A 24,357-nucleotide genomic window follows, 5' to 3' on the forward strand; every position below is an offset into this window, starting at 1 on the left:
CGATCGTGCTGACGATGCGCTATGCATCGCTTGTTCCGTCATCGATGTCGTTCAGGCCATCGTTGGCTGTTTCATCAGCAGTCGCCTGATTTCCGGTACGCAGGAACCACAGCTGGTCCCACAGCCCAGTTCACGCTTCAAACCATCCAGATCCAGGCCCCGCTCCACTCCCGCACAGACCGCGTCATGGCTGACGTTCATGCAGTTGCACAGAATCTTGCTGACGCGCATATCACTGCCAGGCGGCGTGCTTAGCGGGGCCAGCAACCAGCGGCGCAGCGCCGGATCGGCCTTGCCGTCGTGCCAGAGCTGCTTCAGCCAGTGGCGTGCGGCGGTTTCGCCGGACAAGCTGAGCGCGACGATGCGGCCGTCTTCGATGCGCACCCGTTTGCCAACCCTGCGGCGCGGGTCGTCGTAGATCAGTACCGGACCTTCATCCAGTCGCAGCAAATGATTGAGCTGCGCCAGTAACGCTGTGCTCGGCGCCTCGCTACCAGCGGCGCGGATCACCAACGCTGCCTGGTCCCGCCCGGCAAGGCTGAAACTGGCGTAGGCGAACCCTTCGAACAATGGGCGCAGCGCCTCGAAACGTTGCTGCACCGAGCCTTCGACGAGGGCGAAGAACTGCCAGGGCAGCTCGATCTTCTCCACCTCGACACCGGCATGCTTGAGTTCGGGTTGCTTCGAAATCGGGTCGAATGCCGGCAACGTGAGCCGGTTGACGCCCAACCCCTTGAGGAAGCGATCACCCCAATGCATGGGCATGAAGACCTGGCCAGGGCGCAGGCTGTCGTCCTCACGTACCGGCAACAGCAGCTCGCCACGGCGACTGCGGACCTTGACCAGTTGGCCATCGAGCAGCAGACGGCTACGCATGTCCTCAGCGCTCATGCTCAGCAGCGCTTCTTCGACATGGCCGAACAGGCGCGCGGCGGTGCCGGTGCGGCTCATGCCATGCCAGTGATCGCGAAGCCGACCTGTGTTCAGCGTCAGCGGGAATTGGGTTTCGCGTTTCTCCTTCGGCGCCTGATAGTGCTCAGCGATAAAGCGTGCGCGGCCGTTATCGGTCGGAAACACGCCGTCGCCATAGAGCTGCGGCGTGCCTCGCTGGCTGCCGGCAGGGAAGGGCCATTGCTGTGGGCCGAGCTGGTCAATCACCGCGTGACTGAGACCGGACAGGTCCAGGTCACGGCCCTGGGTGAGCAGTTTGTATTCCTCGAACAGCGCGGCGGCGGTGTCGAACGCGAACAGGCTGGCTTGACCGGGGCGCATCAGGCTTTCCAGCCGGCGAGCAAAATCACAGGTGATCGACCAATCGGTGCGCGCCTCGCCCGGTGCGGGAATGGCGCGTCGCACATGGCTGACGCGGCGCTCGGAGTTGGTTACGGTGCCGTCCTTTTCGCCCCAGCTGGCCGCGGGCAGCAGCAGGTCGGCGTAGCGGCAGGTCTCGGTGGTGAAAAAAGCTTCCTGGACGACCACGAAAGGGCACGCCGCCAGCGCTTGATGAATGCTCTGCTGATCAGGCATCGACTGCGCGGGATTGGTGCAGGCGATCCACAGCGCCTTGACCTTGCCGCTGCGTACGGCATCGAACAGTTCGATGGCAGACAGGCCCGGCGCTTCAGGCAGCGCAGGGATGTTCCAGTAATTAGCGACTTCGGCACGATGCCCCGCGTTGCCCGATTCGCGATGGCCTGGCAACAGGTTGGACAGGCTGCCGGTTTCACGCCCACCCATGGCGTTGGGCTGGCCGGTCAGCGAGAAGGGGCCTGCACCGAGTTTGCCAATCTGGCCGGTGGCCAGGTGCAGATTGATCAGGGCACTGTTCTTGTCGGTGCCGGCGGTGGATTGGTTTACGCCCATGCACCACAGAGAAAGAAAGCGGTCAGCACGACCAATCAACCGAGCACACTTCTGTAACTCTTCTACGTGGATGCCGCATAGATCCGCGACCCTGGTCGGGTTGTACTCACGCACCATGCGCCCGAGTTCGTCGAAGCCTTCGGTGTGGGCCTCGATAAAGTACCGGTCGACCCAGCCCTCGCACAGGAGTAGGTGCAGAATGCCGTGGAACAGCGCGACATCGCTGCCGGGCAGGATCGCCAGGTGCAGGTCGGCCAGGTCGCAGGTGTCGGTGCGGCGCGGGTCGACCACGATGACTTTCATTTCTGGTCGCTTCGCCTTGGCTTCTTCCAGGCGGCGAAACAGCACCGGGTGGGCATAGGCCATGTTGCTACCGACGATCAGCAAACAGTCGCTTTGTTCGATGTCTTCGTAGCTGCACGGTGGCGCGTCGGCACCGAGGCTGCGCTTGTAACCGGCCACGGCGGACGACATGCACAGGCGCGAGTTGGAGTCGATATTGTTGGTGCCGACCAGCGCGCGGGCGAGCTTGTTGAACGCATAGTAATCCTCGGTCAGCAACTGACCGGAGATGTAGAAGGCGACGCTGTCCGGGCCGTGTTTGGCAATCGTCTCGGCGAATACATGAGCGGCATGGTCGAGCGCGCTGTCCCAGCCGGTGCGGGCACGGGCCAGGCCCTTGCTCAGGCGCAGCTCGGGGTAGAGCGCGCGGGCGTCGAGATCACCGGTCAGGTGCAAGGTCGATCCCTTGCTGCACAGCTTGCCGAAGTTGGCTGGATGATTCGGGTCGCCAGCGACATCGAGGATGCGCTCGCCGTCGTGTTCGATCAGCACGCCGCAGCCGACGCCGCAGTAGCAGCAGGTGGAGGCGGTGGTTTGGCGCATGGCGTTCTCTCCTGACTCGGTGGGACAGTGCGCCGTCAGGCGCATTCGGTTGCGCTATCCGTTGAAAGCCGAACGGCGCCGGATTCGCTACCGTTGCGCCGGGCATCAGCCCCAACGCCCGAGTCGGGGCCGAACATCAAGCAATCCCGAATATCACTGACGTTCTGACTCTCGCGTACCTGGCGTAAATACCAGCCGGCATCGGAGGTGTCGCCGTACAGGCAGGCGCCGACGAGGACGTCGTCCTTGATCACCAGTTTCTTGTACACGCCGCCGATGGGGTCGGAGAGGGTGATGGTCTCGGTGCCTTCACCGCCGATGAAATCACCGGCAGAAAACAGGTCGATTCCGGTGACCTTCAGCTTGGACGACGTCACCGAGCCCGGGTAACGGGAGAAGCCCAGCATTGCCAGGTGATTGGCGCAGACCCGAGCCTGTTCGAACAAGGGCGCGACCAGCCCATAGGCGGTGCCCCGATGGCTGGCGCACTCACCGACGGCATAGATGCGGGGGTCATAGGTCTGCAGGGTGTCGCTGACGAGGATGCCGCGGTTGCAGGGGATTCCGGCTTGCTCCGCCAGTGCGCTATTGGGTCGGATACCGGCGGCCATAACTACCAGATCGGCGTTGATCACTTCGCCGTCGGTGAAGCGTACGGCCTGGACCCGGCCCTGATCGTTGCCAATCAGTTCAGCGGTCTGCTTGTTCATCCTGAAGGTCAGGCCGCGGGCTTGCAGCGCGTTCTGCAACAAGGTGCCGGCGCTCTGGTCGAGCTGGCGCTCCATTGGCCATTCGCCGAGGTGCACTACGGTCACCTGCATGCCGCGCAGCTTCAGGCCGTTGGCCGCTTCCAGCCCGAGTAATCCGCCACCGATTACCACGGCGTGCCTGTGGTTCCTGGCGGCGTCCAGCATCGCCTGGGTGTCGGCGATATCGCGATAGCCGATCACCCCGTCGAGCTGATTGCCGGGAATCGGCAGGATGAAGGGTGTCGAACCGGTGGCGATGAGCAGGCGGTCATACTCGGCTTCGCTGCCGTCCTCAGCGATTACCCGACGCCTGATCCGGTCGATCTGAATCACCTTGCGGTTGAGTAGCAGGCGGATGCCGTTCTTCGCATACCAGTCGAGGTCGTTGAGCACGATCTCCTCGAAGGTTTGCTCGCCGGCCAATACGGGCGAAAGCAGGATACGGTTGTAGTTGGGATGGGGCTCGGCGCCGAATACCGTGATGTCGTAGAGATCAGGGGCGAGCTTGAGCAGTTCCTCCAGGGTACGAACCCCGGCCATGCCATTGCCGATCATCACGAGTCTGAGTTTTTTCATGCCGTTCTCCGCGCGAGCTGGGCGTCAACGAAAAAGGCGCCCCCACCAGTTACCCGGTGAGGACGCCTTTGTCCTTGTTCCGTATTCGGAGCCCGGCCCTCCACATTGAAGGCCCGGCTTGTGTTGCTCTTGACAATGCAGGGGCTGTGCCAACCCTGCGTTCGCTTGGTTTCCGGCGCTTAGCGTCAGCGACGGGGAATGCTGAGGCTGTGTTTTTTGCACCGCTATGATGCGCGCCGTGCAGCACTGGTGCAGCCAAACTATCTAGCACGCGGAAAATTCGCCGTTGACAGCACCCGTGTCGCTTTTTATTGTTTCGCCTCATGCGCCGATTTAGTCAGCTACTTGCGGGGCGCCTGGAGCCGAAGGCTTCGAAATACCGCTAAAGCGCTGGTTCGGTGTCGCCTCCCACCGCTGCCCAGCGGAATCCTCGAGGCGGGATATCTTTCATGAATGCATCGCAACGCACCTGTCTACGTTTGGCCCCCATCACCAGCGGGCTGGTCCGCAGCAATCCGAAAATTCTCCTTGGCGGTAATCATCAACCGTCGCTGTTGCGCTATCTGGACGGTTGGCCAAAGCGCTGGGGAAAGCCGCGCGCTTTTCTCGTTCAGTTCACAGGTGCTGATGAATCGCTGGCGCATTTCGCCACGAACAGTTTCGATCTGGCAGTCATTCAGGCGCCGAGCGGCGAGCGGCTTGAGGAGTGCGTGCGCGAGCTGACGCGTGTCGCGCGCCAAGGCCTGATCGTTCGGCGGTGAGCCGCCAATCGCTTAGTCGCCTTTGGCCAGCCACACCAGCAGCACCAGATTCAGCAGCAGAGAGTACAGGGCGAGGCCGCGCCAGACCTTCAATGGCTCTCGCTCGAGCAATGGCCGCGTCGGCGCGTTGCTTGCCAGGCGCTCACCCTGTTCCAGTACCAGCAGCCATTCTTCCGCTGTTTCGAAGCGCTGCGTGGGCTCGGCCGCAACTGCGCGTCTGAGCATTTCATCCAGCCACTGGGGTAAGTCAGGTCGATAGCGGCTGGCCGATACCGGCGTACCGAAACGGGGACGCTGGAAAGCCTCGATCTCACCGTAGGGATAGCGCCCGGTGAGCAGGTAGTAGAGCGTGACGCCTGCCGCGTAGAGGTCCTGTCCCCGGCTCGGTTCCAAGCCACTGAAGGCTTCGGGTGCGATAAAACTCGGCGTACCTGGCAGCTTGTGCGGCGAATCCTGCGAGAGGCCTGGACAATAGGCCAGACCGAAATCCAGCAGGCTCAGCTCGTCCGCGTCGTCCAGGTGGAGATTTTCCGGTTTGATGTCGCGGTGCAGAATGTTGCGTCGATGCAACATGCCCAGTGCGCGGATCAGGCGCGGCGCCAACTGCAGCCAGTCGACCAGCAACATCGGGCCTTGCTGCTTGAAGCGCTGGGCGAGCGTCTGGCCGCTGTATTCGCGCTGCACGTAGTAAAGGTGTTGGCGTTGGGGCAGGTCGTGGAGCTCGGGGAAATGACGACCGGCGACTCGGCGCAGAAACCATTCCTCTTGCAGCAGGGCTGGTCCGGCTTCGGGTTCGTCAGCCCGGCTCGGCGGCAAGGTCTTGAGCAGCCAGGGCTGACCCTGTTGATCGCGCACCCGGTAGACCAGCGACTGGCGCGACTCGGCCAGCAACGCCTCGACGGTCCAGCCTTCGAATGTCTGGCCGAGCCGCAATCTGGGTGGCAACGGCCAATCGGCCAGCTGAGCGAGCGAATCGGCAAGCGCCGCTTGCGGGAGTTCGTCGACCCGTAGCAGCAGGGCGCTGGCGTTGTCTTGGCTGCCGCTCTGGTGCGCGAGATCGACCAGCGTTCTGGTTGCGCTGGATAGATCTGGCTCGGCGCTAAGAACGTTCCGGATATCATCCTCGGCGATGCTGGCCCAGACGCCGTCGCTGAGCAGCGCGAAGGATTCGCCGAGCCGTAGTTCGCCGTCGAGGTAATCCACCACCAGGTGCTGATCCAGGCCCATGGCACGCTTGAGCACGTGCTGCATGTTCGGCTGGTCCCACACATGGTCTTCGCTCAGCCCCTGTAGCTGGCCGTCATACCAGCGATAAGCCCGGCAGTCGCCAACATGGGCGAGGGTGAATCGACGGCCACGCAGCACCAGTGCGGTCAATGTCGTCAGCAACGGCTGCCCGCCACCGTTGGCTTGCAGCCAGCGATTGTGGGCAACCAGTACTCGATCGAGCGACTGCGCGACGGTCCAGGTTTCCGGTGTGGCGTAGTAATCGGTCGCCAATGCCTGCAGAGTTGTCCGCGCCGCCAGGCCGCCGTCCGCGCACTGGCTGACACCATCGGCGATAGCGAACAGCGCACCCTTGCTTGCCGCAAGGCCTAGCGTCGGCGTGACGATACGCAGCGCGTCCTGATTTTCTGCACGCGGACCGGTTGCGGTGGCTTCGCCGAAGGAAAGTTGAAGTGGCATAAGTCGATCCGAAGCGATCAGGTTTAGCTCGAAGCTAGAAGTTAAATGCAACGCTTCCAGCTTCCAGCTGCTTCTTTTATACCCTTGCCACTGTCATTGCCGCCGACCCCCAGGTGGTTCTCCAACGACGCTTGACACCATAGAGGCCGAACCAGGCCAACGCACCCAGGCTGGCGAACAGCCAGAGGCCCAGCTGGTAGTCGCCTGTGGCCTGCTTGACGGCGCCCAGGCCGGCTGTGAGCAGGAAGCCCCCGATGCCGCCGGCCATGCCGACTAGCCCGGTCATCACGCCGATTTCCTTGTTGAAGCGCTGCGGAACCAACTGGAACACCGCGCCGTTGCCGGCACCGAGGCTGAGCATGGCGACGACGAACAACGCCAATGCGGCCGTCGAGCTCGGCAGATTGAACCCGACGATGAACAGGCAGATGGCCGTCACGGTATACATCACCAGCAGCGAGCGGATGCCGCCGATACGGTCGGCCAGCGCGCCACCCAGCGGCCGCAACAAGCTCCCAGCGAACACGCAGGCAGCGGTGTAGTAGCCGGCCTTGACCGGGTCGAACGCGTACTGGTCGTGAAAGTAGCCGGGCAGGGTGCTGGCCAGTCCGAGGAAGCCGCCGAACGTCACGCTGTAGAAGAACATGAACCACCAGCTATCGCGGTCACCCAACGCCTTCATGTAGTCGGCGAAGGACTTCGGCGCGGGACGGTTCGGTGCGTTCTTGGCGACGCTGGCGAAGATGATCAGGGTCAGTACCAGCGGGATCAGCGCCAGGCCGAACACGTTGCTCCAGCCGAACATCGTTGCCAGCACAGGTGCAAACAATGCTGCAAGGACGGTCCCGGAGTTGCCGGCACCGGCGATACCCATGGCCTTGCCCTGATGCTGCGGCGGATACCACTGTGACGCTAACGGCAGCGCGACGGCGAACGAGGCACCTGCCATGCCGAGGAACAGCCCGAGCAGCAGCGCTTGCTCATAGCTGTGGACGCCGTGGAGCCAGGCCACGAACAGCGCGGCGATCACCACGATCTGGCCGAACAGCCCAGCTGCCTTCGGTGAGGTGCGGTCGGCCAGCATACCCAGCACCAGACGCAGAACGGCGCCGGAGAGAATGGGTGTAGCCACCATGAAGGCACGCTGCTGCGTGGTCAGCCCGAGATCAGCAGCGATCTGCACGCCCATCGGGCCGAGCACGTACCAGACCATGAAACTCAGATCGAAATAGAGAAAGGCGGAGAAGAGCGTCGGCGTATGGCCGGCTTTCCAGAAACTCGTATTCATTGAATACCTCACTAGACGGTGTAACCGCCGCGCCGAAATAGGCGGCGGCCATGCGGTGACTGCCCAGCCGATCCGGCTGCGCGCTCGAAGCTGTTGCGAATGGCTGGGTCGTTGCCATCGCGCCCCGATCCCTGGAGCAAACGAAAAAGCGCCGCGAAACCGCCGTCAGTCTCGACGGGGCAACGCGACGCCTTTGTCATGTCTGTGAGTAACCGCCTTTGGCTACCTGATGTGCACTAAGCATTGGTTGTGCCAAGAGTCGAAGCCTGACGTTTAGCGGCTTCGCGCGCAGGTCAGGGCTTCGCTGCCGAGCGAAATGGGCGCACCTCAGGTGTGTCGTGCTTCGAAGTGGGGCGTTTTCAGCCGATGCGGTTAGCCTTGGGGAACTTCGCGTCGAACTCGCTGGGCATCGGCACGACGCGCTTGTTCAGATAGTCATAGAAAACGAAACCGGATTTGGCCATGGCGATCAGGGTGCCGTCGGCGGGCCGGGTAATGCGGAAGGTGATGTCGCCACCATAGCGGTTGAAGTCCATCACGCCGACTTCGAACAGCAGCACGTCACGCGCATGGGCTTCGGCTTTGTAGGTAGTGGCGAGGTCGGTGACGATGATGCCGCTGCCGTCCTTGCGAGATTCAGCGATGCCGTAGGCAAACAGAAAGCGCGCGCGGGCTTCGGAAATCATCGAGATCATCGAATCGTTGGCCAGATGGTTGGCGGCGTTGATGTCGGTGATGCGTACGGTCAGTTGCGTGGTGAAGCAGAACTGGTCTTCGGGAAACTGCATGGTCAGGCGGGCCATGGTGTGCTCGGTCGAGGAGGAATGGCGCGCATTCTAGGGCATCACGGGGCGGCTGGAAGGCATGTCCTGCAAGCCTGCAGCCTTGTAGCGGATGCTTTGAGGGTGCGCTCCGCGCATCAGCACTTGGTGCCCTGCGGTGCGCGGAGCGCACCCTACGGCCCCGGTAACATGGGGGAGGAATTGCGCGCATCCAGGCCATCATCGGACAGCTGGAGGGCACGTTCTGCGGTGACGGCCCGCAAGTCTTCGGCCTTGTAGCGGATGCTTTGTAGGGTGCGCTCCGCGCACCCTACGGCCCGGTAACTTCACTGGCCAAGCAATTCGTTCATCGCGATGATCTGTTCGGCCACCTGAATCAGCTTCTGCTGGCGGCTCATGGCCTGGCGGCGCATCAGGGTGTAGGCGTCTTCCTCGTTGCAGTCGCGCATCTTCATCAGCATGCCTTTGGCCAGTTCGATGCGCTTGCGTTCGATCAGCTGCTGATCGCGCGCTTGCAGTTGCGCGCGGATCGCCTGATCGCTTTCGAAGCGGGCCATGGCCACGTCGAGGATGGGTTTCAGGCGCTGAGCCTGGATGCCTTCGACGATATAGGCGCTGACACCAGCGCGAATCGCCTGGCGCATGGCATCGGGGTTGTCGTCGTCGGTGAACATCACGATGGGCCGCGGCTGATCGCGGCTGACCATCACTACCTGCTCCATCACGTCTCGGCCAGGTGAGTCGGTATCGATCAGCACTACGTCGGGGCGAATCGCTTCGACCCGCTCGGGCATATCAATGGTCAGGCCGGATTCCTCGATCACCTCGAAGCCGGCTTCCATCAGCGCGGCGCGCAGGCGACCGACCTTGCGGGGCGTATCGTCGATCAGAAGGACGCGAAGCATGGCTTTCTCCCCTAGCTCGGCTCAGAGAGCACGGCGGTATCCGTTAGAGCATGCAAGGCGAAGCTGCGCGCATAAGCCGCCGGGTCGCTGCCGTTCCAGCGACTGCCATCCATCAGCACGGCGCTGCGCATGACCGAGTCCGGCACGGGAATGTTCAATTCCGTCGCCGCATCGCGGTAGAGGCTGGTTTGCTGCACCTTCTGCGCAACGGCCAGATAGTCCGGATCTTGACGCAACAGGCCCCAGCGGCGCAGTTGGGTCATGAACCAGAGGCCGTCGGAATGGTAGGGCATGTTCACCTCGCCATTGCCGAAGAAGCGCAACGGGTGGCTGTCCTGCCAGGCGCGCCCCAGGCCATCTTCATACTGGCCGAGGAAACGCGGCTCGATGGCTGCCACCGGTGCATCGACGTAGCCGTTGCCGGCGATCAACTGCGCGGTGCTGCGTCGATTCTCCTGGCTCTCGTCGATGAAACGGCTGGCTTCGAGAATTGCCATGACCAGCGCGCGGGCAGTGTTGGGATATTGCTCGACGAAGGCGCGCGTGCAGCCCAGCACCTTTTCCGGATGGTCGGGCCAGATCGATTGGCTGGTGGCCAGGGTGAAGCCCAGGTCTTCCCTGATTGCCTGGGCGCCCCAGGGTTCGCCAGCGCAGAAGCCATCGATGCGACCTGCTTGCAGGTGCGCCACCATTTGCGAAGGCGGCACCACCAGCGTATGTACGTCGTTCAGTGGATGGATGCCGTGGGCGGCCAGCCAGTAGTACAGCCAGAGGGCATGCGTGCCGGTGGGAAAGGTCTGCGCCAGAACGAGTTTTGCACCGCTCTGGCGCACGCTGCGGTTGAGCGCTTCGGGATCGGTCACGCCAGACGTCTTGAGCGTGCTGGACAAGTTGATGCTCTGGCCGTTTTGCGCCAGACCCATGAGCACCGCCATGTCTATCGGCGCGTTGCCGCCGATACCCAGATGCACGGCATAGATCAGGCCGTACAGACCATGGGCGGCGTCCAGCTCACCTTCGATCAGCTTGTCGCGAATATTCGACCAGGACGTTTGCCGTTGCAGATTGAGGGTCAAGCCGTAGGGTTGAGCAAAGCCTTGCGTGGCGGCAACGATCAGCGATGCGGCATCGGTCAGGGCCATGAAGCCGAGATTGACGACGTGCTTTTCCGGTGCATCGCTGCCCGTGACCCAGGCCAATGGATCGGGCCGTGGCGGCGTGTTGGGATGAGTCATACGGACGGGCCTTCGACATGCTGGACGCGCGGATCGCCGCCGGAGGCGGCTAATGCGCTGAGAGATCATGTGCCTGACGAAGCAAGCCACATGCCAAAGGGAATGACGACCTGCCCGCTCGCGGTTCAAGCGGCGGGTCACACGTTAACTGCTGCTCTGCGAGCTTTAGCGTGGATACAGCGGTGGCAAGGCGCCGGCTTCCGCCTCGGTGATGGTCGGTTGAGCAGTCGGCAGATTCTGGATGGCCTGCCATAGCGCCTCGCCTTGCCAGCGCTGGCCGGTCTCGCTGTAGAGCGCGCCGTTCAAGCCATCCAGTGCATCGGACAGCGGAACGAAGCGTGCAGCCATGTCCGCCAGCGTCTCGGGTTGCTGACGTGCCCAGGCGTCGAGCGCGTGGCGGGTCGCCTGGGTGTCGTTGGCCAGACAGGCGCGCTTGAGGTCGTCGAGCAGGCTGCGCGGTGTCGGACCGCTCTGTACCGTGCGAATCACCGCCGGCTGGCTGCGTGCCCGCAGCCACAGGCCGAAGCCGAGCAGGGTGGTCAGGGCCAGCACTGCGCTGCTCAGCTGCCACGGCCACAGTCGTGTTTCGGTGTGTGCCTGCGGCGTGTCTGGATGCTCGATCGGTGCTTGTTGAAACTCGGGGTTTTCTGATACCTGAAGTGCCCGCTCGGGCAAGGTGCTGCGCTCCAGGCGATCTTCGACGGTGTTCCACCAGACCAGCTCTACGCTTGGCAGTACATATTCTCCGGCGCCTGTCGCAACGAGCGCCTCGCGCTGCTCACGGCTGCCGCTGACGCCCTTGTCGGTGACCTCGTCGTTCAGGCTTGGCTGGTCGGGATAACGCCGAAGTCCAGCCACCGGCGGCGATTCGAGCGGTGGTAACTGGGTGCTGGACAGGCCTTCGGCCTTCAGCATCAGGCTGCGCGTCAGGGCCTCGCCCAGCTGTGCGTCCTGCGGTTGCGGACTCCAGGCTTCGACCAGGGTCAGATTTGTCGCCGGAAGCCAGGGCGCATCGGCGGGATATTCGGCCGGCTTGGCTTTGACCTCCAGAGGAATCTCAGGAGATTTGACCTGGGTGGACTTGCCGAAGCGAGAGCCGTAAAAGGCACCGTTCGACGCCACGGTGGTCGCACTGAACAGCTGCGCGGGAATGCTCAACGTGCCGCTTTTCTGCGGGAACAGCGCATAGCGAATCTCGATGACGCCGTGACGAATACCGTTGATGTCTTTTTCGTAAGTGCGCGGCTCGCCAAGCCGCTCAACCAGCGCATCGCTCATCTGCAAGGGCGACAGCGTGCTGTCGTCGTAGAGCGACACGGAATGGTAGATGCGCAGGGTCAGCACCACCTGCGCCTGGACGTAGACGCTGTCCTGGTCGAGGCTGGAGTCGATGAATATTGGCGCCAGCGTTTCGCTGCCTTCGTTCCCGGGCTCGCTGACATGCAGCGTGATGGGTTCGCTGCGCCAGTCGCCCAGCTGCAATGGCGGAATCACCACGTAGCCGGTCTGTAGCGGCTGAAGTGTGATCAGCCACTGCGTGATGGTGCGTGCCTCGCCATTGGCACCGGACAGCTGGTTGACCTGGCGGCTGTCGAAGACTTTGAACAGGCCATCGAGTGGCTGCAGGTTCGGTCTGCCGAAGGCCGTGATATCCCCCGTCTCAAGCGTCAACTCGACGGTTTCATCCAGGCTCAGCTGGGTGCGATCGACCCGAGCGACCAGCGCAGCGGCGCTCGCCTGGCAGCCGAGCAGGAGCAAAAACACCAGTGTCATCAGCCGCGTCATCTAATCGTTTCCTGGCGCTTGCGTTGTTCGTAGAGGAATTTGCGGCGCAGCAACTCGCCGGGGTTGTCGGGAATTTTGCGCAGCCATTGGTCCATCGCCTGATCCTGCTCGGGATCGAGCGAGCCGTCCTGGGACTGAGCAAGTAACTCATCCGTCTCGCTCTGCTCTATCGGTTCCGGCGTCGCGGCGGGTGTGGTGTTTGCGTTTTCGCCGTCATCGCTGGCTTCATCGGCGTCGACCGGCTCGGTTGCTTCGGGTCGACTGGCCGCCGAGCCGCTGGTCGAAGGCTTTTGCTCGGCATCGGGCGACGCATCCTGGACATGCTGGTCGTCAGGGGCTTTCTCCTGCTGCGCCTGTTGCTGGCGCTGGCGCAGGATTTCTTCGACGGTGGACTTGTTGCGGTTGGCGTGTTCCAGCGCCGGGTCGAGCGCCAATGCTTGATCATAGGCTTCGATCGCCGCTTCCAGCTCGTCGTTGCGCGCCAGTGCGTTACCCCGGTTGTAATGGTCCGCGGCAGTATCGCCCTTACCGAACTGCTCGGCGGCACCGGCAAAGTCGTCGGCCTGGTAAAGAGCGTAGCCTCGCCATTGCGGGTTTTCGAAGCGCTCTGCGGCTTCGGCGGGACGTTCCGATTCGAGCAGGCGCATGCCTTGCTGATCTGGGCGCGACCACAGATCTTGCATGCCCGATGCGCTGGCCGGTTGCGGCATGAAGACGATCAGCGGCAGGCAGAACAACCAGCCGCGGCGACCGGCACAGGCGGCCAGCAACAGCAACGGCAGCAGCAGCCAATGCCCTTGATCAAGCCAGGCGCTGAGGCGAGTGGTGTCGTCTCGGGTCACGATCTCGCCGGTGCGCGCCAGTAATCCCAGCGCATGCAAGTCGCTTTCATCGAGCCGCGCCTGCTGATAGCGCCCGCCGATTTCGCTGGCGAAGCGGCGTAAACCATTGTCATCGAGCCTTGGAATCAGAATGGCGCCGTTGTCATCCTTCATAAAACTGCCGTCTTCACGGGCGATCGGCGCGCCTTGCTCGGTGCCGATGCCCAGTATCAGCAGTTGTACGGAACTGTCCTCCAATAGCGTGGCGATCGCGGAGCGCTCCCGTTCATCCAGCTGGCTACCGATCAGCAACAACCGGCCACGTTCATGGCCACCCTGAACGAGCAAGTCGAGGCCATGGGCAACGGCCAGATCCGCTCGGTGACCCGCCTCAGGCATCAGCTCGGGCTGGAGGGCATCCAGCAGATTCTGGGTCGTGGCGATATCGTTGGTCAGCGGCACCAGCGTGTGGGCGCTGCCGGCGAACGCCACCACTGCGGTCTGTGCATCCTGGCGGGTCTGCAACAGATCGAGGATCTCGTGTTTGGCTTGTTCTAGACGGGTGGGCCGAACGTCGGCGGCGAGCATGGCAGGCGTGGTGTCGAGCAGCACCACCAGCGGATCGGCACGCGACAGGCTCGGCTGCTCGACCTGCTGCCAACTCGGTCCGAGCAGCGCCAGACAGGCAAGCAGCCAGGCCGCGCCGAGCACCAGCCAGGGGCGTCGGCTGTTGCGCAGCCTGCCGCGGGTCAGCAAGGCGGCATGGAATGCTTCGGGCAACAGGCGTTGCCAGCGGCCGATCTGCCGCTGGCGATGCCAGAGCCGCCACAGCAGCCAGATCGGCAACGGCAGGATCAGTAACCAGAAGGGTCGAAGCAGCTGCGGCAAAAACTCCATCACGGCCGTTCTCCACGCCAGAACAGGCGTTGCAGTGAGGAATGCCAGAGACTGTTGGCCACCAGCAGCAGGCTGATCAGCAAAGCGGCGGACAATGGCCAGACATAGAGCGCATCGGCGACGCGTGCCTGGGTTGGTTGTTGCGCGGCGGGTTCGAGCTGATCGAGTGCCGCGCCGACGGCTGCCAATTCACTGCTCGAACGTGCGCGAAAGTATTCGCCACCGGTTTGTTCAGCGATTGCCCGCAGCGTCGGTTCGTCCAGTTCGGCGCCGACATTGAAGCCGAAATGCTGCAGCACGCCGCCGCTTTCCGCGTCGGCGCCGATGCCAATGGTATGCACCTTGATGCCTTGCGCTGCAGCCAGGCGAGCGGCCAGTAGCGGCTCGATCTCGCCGCCGTTGTTGGCGCCGTCAGTAATCAGTACCAGTACTCGGCTTTCCGCTGGACGCTCACGCAGCCGTTTGACCGCCAGCCCGATGGCATCGCCAATCGCCGTGTTGCCGCCAGCGATGCCGATGGCCGCCTCGTCGAGCCAGGTGCGCACGGTTTGCCGGTCGAAGGTCAGCGGAGCCTGCAAATAGGCCTGGCTGCCGAACAGAATCAGCCCGACGCGGTCGCCGCGCCGCTCGATGATGAAGTCGCCGAGCAGGTGCTTGACCAGTTCGAGTCGGCTGATTTCCTCGCCCTGCCATTGCATGTCGGGGTAGTCCATCGATCCGGAAACATCCACCGCCAATAGCAGGTCGCGGCCACTGGTGGGTAGCGGTAACGGCTCGCCGAGCCATTGCGGCCTGGCAGCGGCGAACAGCAGCAGCAACCAGACCAGCAGATACGGAAGTTGCTGGCGCCACGCCGGCAGCGTGACCATGGCGCGGCGACCGGCCAGTGCCTCCAGATCGTCGAGAAAGCTGACCTTCAAGGCCGCATCGCCACTGTCGGCGGCGGGCAACAGCCAACGCAGCACCCAGGGCAGCGGCAGCAGCAGGAAGACCCACGGCCATGCCAGATCAAACATGTTTGCGAATCCAGATCTGCACAGCCTGCTCCAGTCCCTGGATGGCCTTGTCGTCCAGTCGGCACTCGGCGCGATAGACGCCTTCGACCAGCACCATCCAGCGCGTCAGGCCAGCCGCCGGGCAGCGATTGTCGAGAAACGCCAGCCAGGCACGCCCGCTGAGCGTATGCGGGTGGGCGTCCGGATAACGGGTTCGGCAGAGGCGCTTGAGTAGCGCGTTGAGCTGCTGCAGCCATTGGTTGGCCGGCTGGCCTCCGTAGGGTTTGTTCAGCTGTGCAAGTTCGTCGAGGGCGATCTGTCGTTGAGGTTCGAGTGGCGGCTCGGCTTCGTTCGTGTCGTCTCGCTTCCAACGCTGCCAGGGGCGTAGGCGTACGAGCAGAACGAGGCTGAGCAGCAATGCGGCGAGAAACCACCAGCCGGGCGCGGGCGGCCAGGCGCTTATCGGAGCAGGAGCCATAAGGGGCTCGAGTTGATCGAGCGAACTCATCGGGGCGCCCCTGGATGCTGCACGCTGAGGTTTTCACGCAGCTGTTCGATCAACTCGCGCTGGGCGTCGAGCGGCATCAACGGCAATCGCAGGCGATCTGCCAGGCGGCGCCACCGAGCGGTGCGAGCTTCGCCCTGGCTCCGGTAGGCCTGGCGTATGGCGGCGTCGTGGCTGTCCAGCTCCAGCCGTGCGCCGGACTGGGCGAAGCGCAGCAGACCGGCAGCGGGCAGGGCATGGTCGAGCGGATCGAACACCGGAATCAGCAACAGGTCGACATGGCGGGCCAGCAAGGTCAGCTGTTGTTCGGCGGCATCGCTCAGGGTGCGCTCATCGCAGACGATCACCGCCAGGCTGCCGGGACGCAGCACTTCGCGGGCGCGCCTGAGTGCCATGCCGAACGCGTCGGCATCGCAATTCTGGTCGGTATTCAGGTTGACGTTGGCGCGGGCCAGACGATCGAGCAGCTGCAGCAGGCTCTGCTTGCTGCGCCGAGGCTTTACCTCGTGCTGCTCGCCACAGCCAAAAACCAAGCCGCCGACGCGGTCGTTGTGACTCAGCGCGGCCCAGCCGACCAGGCTGGCAGCCTGGGCGGCGAGTACCGATTTGAAGGCCAGACCGCTGCCGAAGAACAACCGGGGGCTCTGTTCCACAAGGATGTAAATGGGCCGTTCGCGCTCCTCGTGGAACAGCTTGGTATGGGGCTCCTGGGTGCGAGCCGTTACCCGCCAGTCGATGGTGCGCACATCGTCGCCCGCCTGATAGATGCGCACCTGGTCGAAATCCACGCCGCGCCCGCGGAGCTTGGAGTGATGCAGGCCGACCAGCGAGCTGCGTCGATGCGGGCTGGAGAACAGCGGGACTTCCCTGACGCGGTGACGCATGTCGATCAACTCGGCCAGGCTCACGCGAATGCCCGCGCCCTGGAAGGGCGTCGCGTCGCTGCCAGGCGATGGCGAGGGTTGCATCAGGCCACCGCGACCACGTCGAGGATGCGTTGCAGCACTCGATCCTGATCGATGCCGGCGGCTTCCGCTTCGAACGAGAGGATCAGCCGGTGGCGCAGCACATCGAACAGCATGGCCTGGATGTCTTCCGGACTGACGAAATCGCGGCCCGCCAGCCAAGCGTGGGCGCGGGCGCAGCGGTCCAGCGAGATCGAGCCGCGCGGGCTGGCGCCATAAGCGATCCAGCCGGCCAGCTCGGCATCGAATTTGGCGGGCGTGCGGGTCGCCATGACCAGCTGCACCAGGTATTCCTCCACCGCATCGGCCATGTACAGGCCGAGGATTTCCTTGCGCGCAGCGAAGATGGCTTGCTGCGAGACGCGGTGTTCCGGAGGAGTTTCGCCGTTAATGGCCTCGCCACGAGCCTGCTGAAGGATGCGGCGCTCCACCGAGGCATCGGGAAAGCCCAGCTTCACGTGCATCAGAAAGCGGTCGAGCTGCGCTTCCGGCAGTGGGTACGTGCCCTCCTGCTCGATGGGGTTCTGCGTGGCCATTACTAGAAACAGCGGTGACAGGTCGTAGGTGCTGCGGCCAACGCTGACTTGGCGCTCGGCCATGGCTTCGAGCAGCGCCGACTGGACCTTTGCCGGGGCGCGATTGATTTCGTCGGCCAGCACCAGATTGTGAAAGATCGGGCCTTGCTGAAAAACGAAGCTGCCGGTTTCCGGGCGGTAGATTTCCGTGCCGGTGATGTCGGCCGGAAGCAGGTCCGGGGTGAACTGAATGCGATGGAATTCGGCCTCCAGGCCACCGGCCAGCTCCTTGATCGCGCGGGTCTTGGCCAGGCCCGGAGCGCCTTCGACGAGCAGATGCCCGTCGGCCAGCAAAGCGATCAGCAACCGCTCGATCAGCCGTTCCTGGCCGAGGATCTGGGTTGAAAGGAACTGTCGCAAGGCGACTATTGCTTCACGGTGGACCATCGCTGAGCTCTTCTGCTGGGAATGTCGGGGCGGGGGCGCTCGACGTCGCGACTTTAATTCATTTGCCGGGGAGCGAGCTATGCGCGGCTCGGCAACTTCGTCGCCTCAGGAGGTACCAACGCATTGGAGACTGCCTGGCAGAGCCATGGCTCGCCAGATCGGGCAGGCTGATATTGATGCAATCCTTGTCTGCTGAACTACCGTTGAACTTGAACGTTGCGTTGCCAGTCTGGTGCCGCGACTGCCTTAACTGAATCTCAAGCCAGAATGGAGCGAACCAATGGCGTTCTTTACCGCTGCCAGCAAAGCCGACTTTCAGCAACAACTGCAAGTGGCCCTGGCGCAGCATGTCGACGAGAGACTCCTGCCACAAGTAGGACTTTTCGCCGAGCAGTTCTTCGGAATTGTCGCCCTGCCCGAACTCACCCAGCGACGCATGACCGATCTCGTCGGTTCGACACTTGCCAGTTGGCGTCTGTTGGAGCGTTTCGATCCGGCCAGTCCAGAGGTTCATGTCTTCAATCCTGACTACGAGAAGCACGGTTGGCAGTCGACCCATAGTGTGGTCGAGGTGCTGCATCCGGATATGCCGTTCCTGGTGGACTCGGTACGGATGGAGCTGACCCGCCGTGGTTATGCGATTCATACGCTGCAGAACAGCGTGCTGCAGGTTCGCCGGAACGCCGATGGCAGTCTGATCGAGCTGCTGCCTAAAGGGCGCTCTGCCGAGGACAGCAAGGCCGAGTCGTTGATTTTCGTCGAGATAGACCGCTGCGCCAGCGCCGCTGCCTTGCGCGAACTGGAACAGTCGCTGCATGCGGTGCTCGCCGACGTGCGTATTACCGTGAACGACTTTCCGCCCATGAAGGCCAAGGCCGAGGAACATTACGCCCGACTGAGCGCATTGCCGCAGCACGTCGGCGACGGGCAACTGGCGGAGATCATGGATTTCATGCGCTGGCTCGCCGATGACCACTTCACCTTTCTCGGCTATGAAGAATTCACCGTGGTGGACCAGGGCGAAGGCGGACGCATCGTGTATGACGAGTCGTCACTGTTGGGTTTGTCACGCACGCTGCGCATCGGGTTGGAGGAAAGCGATCAGCTGATCATGTCGCCGGCCCTGGCCTATTTACGCGAGCCGCTGCTGCTGTCGTTCGCCAAGGCTGCGACGCCGAGCCGAGTGCATCGCCCGGCCTATCCCGATTTCGTTTCCATCCGCGAGTTCGACGAGCAGGGGCGGGTAGTCAAGGAATGTCGTTTCCTCGGGCTGTTCACCTCCTCGGTCTACACCCAGAGCGTGCGGCGGATTCCCTATATCCGCAGCAAGGTCGCGCAGGTGGTTGAGCGCTCTCACTTCGACGATTCGGCGCATCTGGCCAAGGAGCTGATCCAGGTGCTCGAAGTGCTGCCGCGCGATGAGCTGTTCCAGATGACGCTCGACCAGCTGTTCGACACCGCGATCGCCATCGTGCAGATCCAGGAGCGGAACAAGCTGCGGCTGTTCCTGCGCACCGACCCTTATGGCCGTTTCTGCTACTGCCTGGCCTACGTCCCGCGTGACAGCTATTCGACCGAAACGCGGTTGCGCATCCAGCAGGTGCTGATGGATCGGCTAGAAGCCAGCGGCTGCGAGTTCTCCACGTACTTCTCCGAATCCGTGCTGATTCGCGTGCAGTTCCTGCTGCGTTTGGATCCGAGCAAGCAGGTGCAGTTCGACGCGGCGCAACTGGAGCGGGAAGTCGTACAGGCCTGTCGCACCTGGCAGGACGATTATTCCAGCGTGGTAATCGAGCGCTTCGGAGAGGGGCAGGGCACCGGCATCCTCGCCGATTTTGCCAAGGGTTTTCCGGCTGGCTACCGTGAACGCTTTGCGCCGCATTCGGCTGCGGTGGACATGCAGCATGTGCTGAGCCTGAGCGAAGAACGGCCGCTGGTAATGAGCTTTTACCAGCCGATCACCGCCGCTGAGAATCGCCTGCACTGCAAGCTGTACCACCTCGACACGCCTCTGCCTTTGTCGGACATGCTGCCCATCCTGGAAAATCTCGGCCTGCGGGTGCTCGGCGAGTTTCCCTTCCATCTGCGGCACAAAAACGGGCGCGAATACTGGATTCACGATTTCGCCTTTACCTACGCCGAAGGTCTGGAAATCGACCTGATGGAGATCAACGAGCCGCTGCAGGATGCCTTCATTGCCATACACAACGGCCAAGCGGAAAACGATGCCTTCAACCGACTGGTGCTGACCGCCGGCCTGACCTGGCGTGAAGTGGCGCTGCTGCGCGCCTATGGACGCTATCTCAAGCAGATCCGCATGGGCTTCGATCTGGGATACATCGCCAGCGCACTGCTCAACCACACCGATATCGCCCGCGAACTGGTACGCCTGTTCAAGACGCGTTTCTACCTGGCGCGCAAGCTCGGCGAAGAAGATCTGGCTGACAAGCAGGCACGCCTGGAGCAGGCCATCGTCACTGCTCTGGATGATGTCGCGGTACTGAACGAAGACCGCATCCTGCGGCGCTACCTGGCGCTGATCAAGGCGACGCTGCGGACCAACTTCTACCAGACCGATGCCAGCGGGAAATTGAAAAGCTATTTCAGCTTCAAGCTCGATCCCCGCTCGATTCCGGAGATGCCGCGGCCGGCACCGAAATTCGAGATATTCGTCTATTCGCCCCGGGTCGAAGGCGTTCATCTGCGAGGTGGCAAGGTGGCGCGTGGTGGGCTGCGCTGGTCGGATCGTGAAGAGGATTACCGCACCGAGGTGTTGGGGCTGGTGAAGGCGCAGCAGGTGAAGAACGCGATCATCGTGCCGGGCGGTGCCAAGGGCGGCTTCGTTCCGCGCCGGCTGCCGACAAGCGGCTCGCGCGACGAAGTGTTGGCCGAAGGGATCGCCTGCTATCGGATTTTCATCAGTGGCTTGCTGGATATAACCGACAACCTCAAGGACGGAAACGTCGTCCCGCCGGTCAACGTGTTGCGTTATGACGAAGACGATCCCTACCTGGTGGTAGCGGCCGACAAGGGCACCGCGACCTTCTCCGACATCGCCAACGGCATCGCCGCCGAATACGATTTCTGGCTGGGCGATGCCTTTGCCTCCGGCGGCTCGGCGGGTTACGACCACAAGAAAATGGGGATCACCGCCAGGGGCGCCTGGGTGTCGGTGCAGCGACATTTCCGCGAACGCGGCATCGACGTTCAGCGCGACCCGGTCAGCGTGATCGGCATCGGCGACATGGCCGGTGATGTTTTCGGCAACGGCTTGCTGATGTCCGAAACCCTGCAGATGGTCGCAGCGTTCAACCATCTGCACATCTTCATCGATCCCGATCCGGATGCCGCGCGCAGCTTCATCGAGCGCAAGCGTTTGTTCGACCTGCCGCGTTCCTCCTGGACCGATTACGACGCCTCGCTGATTTCGGCGGGTGGCGGCATCTTTTCGCGTTCGGCCAAGCGCATCGCGATCACCCCGCAGATGAAGGCGCGCTTCGATATCGCAGCGGATGAACTCACACCCGCCGAACTGATTCATGCGCTGCTCAAGGCACCGGTGGATTTGCTCTGGAACGGTGGCATCGGTACCTACATCAAAAGCAGCATGGAGAGCCACGCCGACGTCGGCGACAAGGCCAACGACGTCTTGCGCGTCAACGGCAACGAAGTGCGGGCCAAGGTGATTGGAGAGGGCGGCAATTTGGGTGTCACGCAATTGGGCCGGGTCGAATACGGCCTGCACGGTGGTGCCTCGAACACCGACTTCATCGATAACGCCGGAGGGGTCAACTGCTCCGACCATGAAGTTAACATCAAGATCCTGCTCAACGAGATCGTCAGCGCTGGCGACATGACCGGCAAGCAGCGTGACCAGTTGCTGTTCGAGATGACCGATGCGGTGGCCGAGCTGGTGTTGCATGACAACTACAAGCAGACCCAGGCGCTGTCGCAGGCGCAGCACCGCGCCCGTGAAGGCGGCGGTGAGTACAAGCGGTTGATCAGCGGCCTTGAAGCCGATGGGTTGCTGGATCGCGCGCTGGAGTTCCTGCCGAGTGACGAGGCGTTGGCTGAGCGCGCAAGCCAGGGCAAGGGCCTGACGCGTGCCGAGCTGTCGGTGCTCATTTCGTACAGCAAGATCGATCTGAAGGAGGCGCTGCTGCAGTCACGCGTGCCGGACGATGCCTATCTGGCGCGGGAGATGGAGAGCGCATTCCCGCAGCTGCTGAGCGAGCGTTATCGTCAGCCGATGCTGCAGCACCGCCTCAAGCGCGAGATCGTCAGCACGCAGATCGCCAACGACCTGATCAACAACATGGGCATCACCTTCGTGCAGCGCCTCCGAGAGGCCACCGGCCTGAGCGCCGCGAACGTCGCTGGCGCCTACGTGATCGTGCGGGACATCTTTCATCTGCCGCACTGGTTCCGCCAGATCGAAGCGCTGGATTACAAGGTGCCGGCCGAGCTGCAGCTCAATCTGATGAATGAGCTCATGCGACTGGGCCGCCGTGCGACTCGCTGGTTCCTGCGCAACCGTCGCAACGAACTGGACGCGGCGCGTGACATCGCTCATTTCGGACCACGTGTGGCGGCGCTCGGCCTGAAGCTCGACGCGCTGCTGCAAGGCGGTACGCGTGAGTTGTGGCAGGGCCGTTACGAGCGTTACACCGAGGCAGGCGTCCCCGAGTTGCTGGCGCGGATGGTAGCTGGCACCAACCACCTGTACACCTTGTTGCCAATCCTCGAAGCCGCCGACAAGACCGGCCAGCCACCGGCTGACGTCGCCGCGGCCTATTTTGCCGTCGGCGGCGCCCTGGAGTTGCCCTGGTATCTGCAGCAAATCACCGCGCTTCCGGTCGAGAACAACTGGCAGGCGCTGGCGCGGGAAAGTTTCCGCGATGATCTCGATGCTCAGCAGCGTGCGATCACGGTGTCGGTGCTGCAGATGAGTGACGCACCGGAAGAGCTGGATGCGCGGGTTCAACTCTGGCTGGCGCAGCGTGAGTATCAGGTCCAGCGCTGGCGGCGGATGCTGGTCGAGTTGCAGGGCGCCAGCAGTGTCGACTACGCAATGTACGCCGTCGCCGGTCGCGAGTTGCAGGACCTGGCGCTGAACAGCACGCAACCGTAGTAACGGTCAGCTGCCGGACTGCCCGGTAGCTGGCGCTCGTTAAAACGCCGGTGCATGTCGTGTGCACCGGCGTTTCGCGTTGTGCAATTGGCCTCGAGGTTACGCAGCGGCCCGTCCATGGAATGGCCGCCGTGATTATAAGGGCGACGTTTAGTCCGCTTTGTACGGGTTAGTTGCCGAGGCGGAAACGGGTTATCTGTGGCAGGTGGTGCAGATAACGCACCATGTCTGGCGCTCCGGCCAGCTTCAGTCCTTCGCCGAGCGCATTGGCGGCCGGCCGTCGCTTGTCCAGCAGGAGTAATTCGGTGTTGTTGGCGTTGCGCAGGAGCGTCAAGCGGGCGTATGGGATCTTCGCTTCCAGCAATAGCCCCATGAATTCACGATCATTCCAGGCCTGCGCTGGCATGGTGACGGCGTGATATTCGTTATCCAGTGCATGCAGCCCGCCCGCGTCGAGCCGGTAGTCGGTCAGCTCGCAAGGCAGGCTCACTTCCAGACCACGCAGTCGCGCATAGGCGATGGCGCAGGCGAAGGCTTCGGCATGGTGCTCGCCCGTCCAATAAATGCGCTCGCCCAGCCAACTGGCCTGACGAAGCTCGATCGGAGCCCGAGCTAGAAAATCGGGCAGGGCGGTGGTGATGGTCCGAACGAAATCCTTGTAGCTGATCACGCGGAGTTGACGGCAAGCTGGTGTGGCAGCCAGGGCTTCGAACGTCGGATAGGTCATTCCGTCGGCGCTTTGGCCACCGAGCCCGTCGATCTGCCGCAGGTCGATTGCCCGATGGCTGCTCTGCTCCTGACGCACGAGTCGCATCAGAGCCGCGCGAGCTCGGGCCTTGTCTTCCTGTATCGGGCCGGACAGGGCGCTTCTCGGGAGAACGACGAATCGCTGCAGGCACGGTCCGTCGTTCCAGAAGATGCTCGGTGCCGGTTCGCAGAGCGGGGCGAACGGCAATCGGATCTGGCTGGCGTGCTCAAGAATCTGGCGCGGCGATTTGCCGGTCAGCCCAAGGCGCTGGGCAAATCTGGAGATTCGGGAAGTCACGGGTGGCATCGGCTCTGGCAAGCTCATCATTGTGGATGAACGCATGGGGCAACGGTCGAAGTGTGGCAGAGCGGGCGAGGCCGTGCACCGTGTTTGCCGAGCTTTTGCTCGAAGATGAGATATTCGGGTACCGGCGATGTATCTTCCGCAGGGCGCCAATATGGCAAAATCGCTGAGCTGATCAATGAGGAGCCTCCATGCCAAGCCTCGTGCTGGATATCGCGCTGCCCGCCGAAAAACTGTTGGCGGTCTACCAGGGGCGCGCCAATCGCATCCTGATCAAGAGCCGGGAAGGAAGAAATGTCAGCTTACCGGCCCATCATCTGCGACCCTTTCTGACAAGTGCGGGCGTGTTTGGTTCATTCGAGATGGAATTTGCTCCAGAGGGCCAGCTGATTCGCTTGCGCCGCCTCGATTAACTCTCGCTCGAATAAGGGCGATGCGGGTGGTCGAACTGCGTTTCGCCCCGCTGACGAATCCTCCTGCCTGCTATACTCCCGCGCCACACTTTCCAGGATCTA

At 62.8% G+C, this 24,357-nt stretch carries 16 protein-coding genes and 1 pseudogene; 3 read left to right on the forward strand and 14 right to left on the reverse strand.

Going from position 1 to position 24,357, the window contains the following annotated elements:
- Positions 1-51 precede the first annotated feature (51 nt).
- On the reverse strand, positions 52-2,748 hold the full coding sequence (locus E0D86_RS02975) for a nitrate reductase (RefSeq protein WP_131648473.1): 2,697 nt from the start codon (positions 2,746-2,748) through the stop codon (positions 52-54).
- A gap of 124 nt (positions 2,749-2,872) precedes the next feature.
- A pseudogene (locus E0D86_RS02980) lies at positions 2,873-4,073 on the reverse strand (NAD(P)/FAD-dependent oxidoreductase); the annotation flags it as partial.
- A 449-nt stretch (positions 4,074-4,522) separates the two neighbouring features.
- Between E0D86_RS02980 and E0D86_RS02985 the strand changes: the two are divergent.
- On the forward strand, positions 4,523-4,834 hold the full coding sequence (locus E0D86_RS02985) for a class I SAM-dependent methyltransferase (protein WP_131648475.1): 312 nt from the start codon (positions 4,523-4,525) through the stop codon (positions 4,832-4,834).
- Between the two features lie 12 nt (positions 4,835-4,846).
- On the opposite strand, the gene E0D86_RS02990 is transcribed toward E0D86_RS02985, so the two are convergent.
- The 11 genes from E0D86_RS02990 to E0D86_RS03040 all read right to left on the reverse strand — a co-directional run bounded on the left by E0D86_RS02990 (position 4,847) and on the right by E0D86_RS03040 (position 17,660).
- Positions 4,847-6,448 carry a protein kinase gene (locus E0D86_RS02990; RefSeq protein WP_371924040.1) on the reverse strand — a complete coding sequence of 534 codons (1,602 nt, stop codon included), beginning with the start codon at positions 6,446-6,448 and terminating at the stop codon, positions 4,847-4,849.
- Positions 6,449-6,596: 148 nt separating this feature from the next.
- Positions 6,597-7,808 carry an MFS transporter gene (locus tag E0D86_RS02995; protein WP_131648477.1) on the reverse strand — a complete coding sequence of 404 codons (1,212 nt, stop codon included), beginning with the start codon at positions 7,806-7,808 and terminating at the stop codon, positions 6,597-6,599.
- 359 nt (positions 7,809-8,167) lie between these two features.
- Positions 8,168-8,611, reverse strand: coding sequence for a thioesterase family protein (locus tag E0D86_RS03000; RefSeq protein WP_131648478.1), 444 nt, complete (start codon positions 8,609-8,611; stop codon positions 8,168-8,170).
- Positions 8,612-8,916: 305 nt separating this feature from the next.
- Positions 8,917-9,495, reverse strand: coding sequence for an ANTAR domain-containing response regulator (locus E0D86_RS03005; protein WP_131648479.1), 579 nt, complete (start codon positions 9,493-9,495; stop codon positions 8,917-8,919).
- A gap of 11 nt (positions 9,496-9,506) precedes the next feature.
- Positions 9,507-10,730, reverse strand: coding sequence for a CmpA/NrtA family ABC transporter substrate-binding protein (locus E0D86_RS03010; protein ID WP_131648480.1), 1,224 nt, complete (start codon positions 10,728-10,730; stop codon positions 9,507-9,509).
- A gap of 165 nt (positions 10,731-10,895) precedes the next feature.
- Positions 10,896-12,515: a BatD family protein gene (locus tag E0D86_RS03015; protein ID WP_131648481.1), complete on the reverse strand. Its 1,620-nt coding sequence runs from the start codon at positions 12,513-12,515 to the stop codon at positions 10,896-10,898.
- Positions 12,512-14,236, reverse strand: coding sequence for a VWA domain-containing protein (locus tag E0D86_RS03020; protein ID WP_131648482.1), 1,725 nt, complete (start codon positions 14,234-14,236; stop codon positions 12,512-12,514). The genes E0D86_RS03015 and E0D86_RS03020 overlap by 4 nt, the downstream gene beginning before the upstream one ends.
- A complete protein-coding gene (locus tag E0D86_RS03025; RefSeq protein WP_131648483.1) occupies positions 14,233-15,249 on the reverse strand; it encodes a VWA domain-containing protein in 1,017 nt (338 codons plus the stop codon). The genes E0D86_RS03020 and E0D86_RS03025 overlap by 4 nt, the downstream gene beginning before the upstream one ends.
- Positions 15,242-15,736 carry a DUF4381 domain-containing protein gene (locus E0D86_RS03030; RefSeq protein ID WP_131648484.1) on the reverse strand — a complete coding sequence of 165 codons (495 nt, stop codon included), beginning with the start codon at positions 15,734-15,736 and terminating at the stop codon, positions 15,242-15,244. The genes E0D86_RS03025 and E0D86_RS03030 overlap by 8 nt, the downstream gene beginning before the upstream one ends.
- Complete coding sequence (locus tag E0D86_RS03035) at positions 15,733-16,701, reverse strand: DUF58 domain-containing protein (RefSeq protein ID WP_131648485.1); 969 nt, start codon at positions 16,699-16,701, stop codon at positions 15,733-15,735. Before E0D86_RS03035 ends, E0D86_RS03030 begins: the two co-directional genes overlap by 4 nt.
- Positions 16,701-17,660, reverse strand: coding sequence for a MoxR family ATPase (locus tag E0D86_RS03040; RefSeq protein WP_131648486.1), 960 nt, complete (start codon positions 17,658-17,660; stop codon positions 16,701-16,703). Before E0D86_RS03040 ends, E0D86_RS03035 begins: the two co-directional genes overlap by 1 nt.
- Positions 17,661-17,940: 280 nt before the next feature.
- Between E0D86_RS03040 and E0D86_RS03045 the strand changes: the two genes are divergently transcribed.
- Complete coding sequence (locus tag E0D86_RS03045) at positions 17,941-22,791, forward strand: NAD-glutamate dehydrogenase (protein ID WP_131648487.1); 4,851 nt, start codon at positions 17,941-17,943, stop codon at positions 22,789-22,791.
- A 169-nt stretch (positions 22,792-22,960) separates the two neighbouring features.
- Here the strand turns inward: E0D86_RS03045 and E0D86_RS03050 are convergent, their stop codons facing one another.
- Positions 22,961-23,866, reverse strand: a complete 906-nt coding sequence (locus E0D86_RS03050; RefSeq protein WP_131648962.1) for a DUF6685 family protein — start codon at positions 23,864-23,866, stop codon at positions 22,961-22,963.
- Positions 23,867-24,033: 167 nt separating this feature from the next.
- On the opposite strand from E0D86_RS03050, the gene E0D86_RS03055 reads away from it, so the two are divergent.
- Positions 24,034-24,255, forward strand: a complete 222-nt coding sequence (locus E0D86_RS03055) for a DUF2835 domain-containing protein (RefSeq protein WP_131648488.1) — start codon at positions 24,034-24,036, stop codon at positions 24,253-24,255.
- Positions 24,256-24,357 lie beyond the last annotated feature (102 nt).

Source organism: Pseudomonas sp. IC_126, from assembly GCF_004331835.1.
In the GTDB taxonomy this organism is placed as follows: domain Bacteria; phylum Pseudomonadota; class Gammaproteobacteria; order Pseudomonadales; family Pseudomonadaceae; genus Stutzerimonas.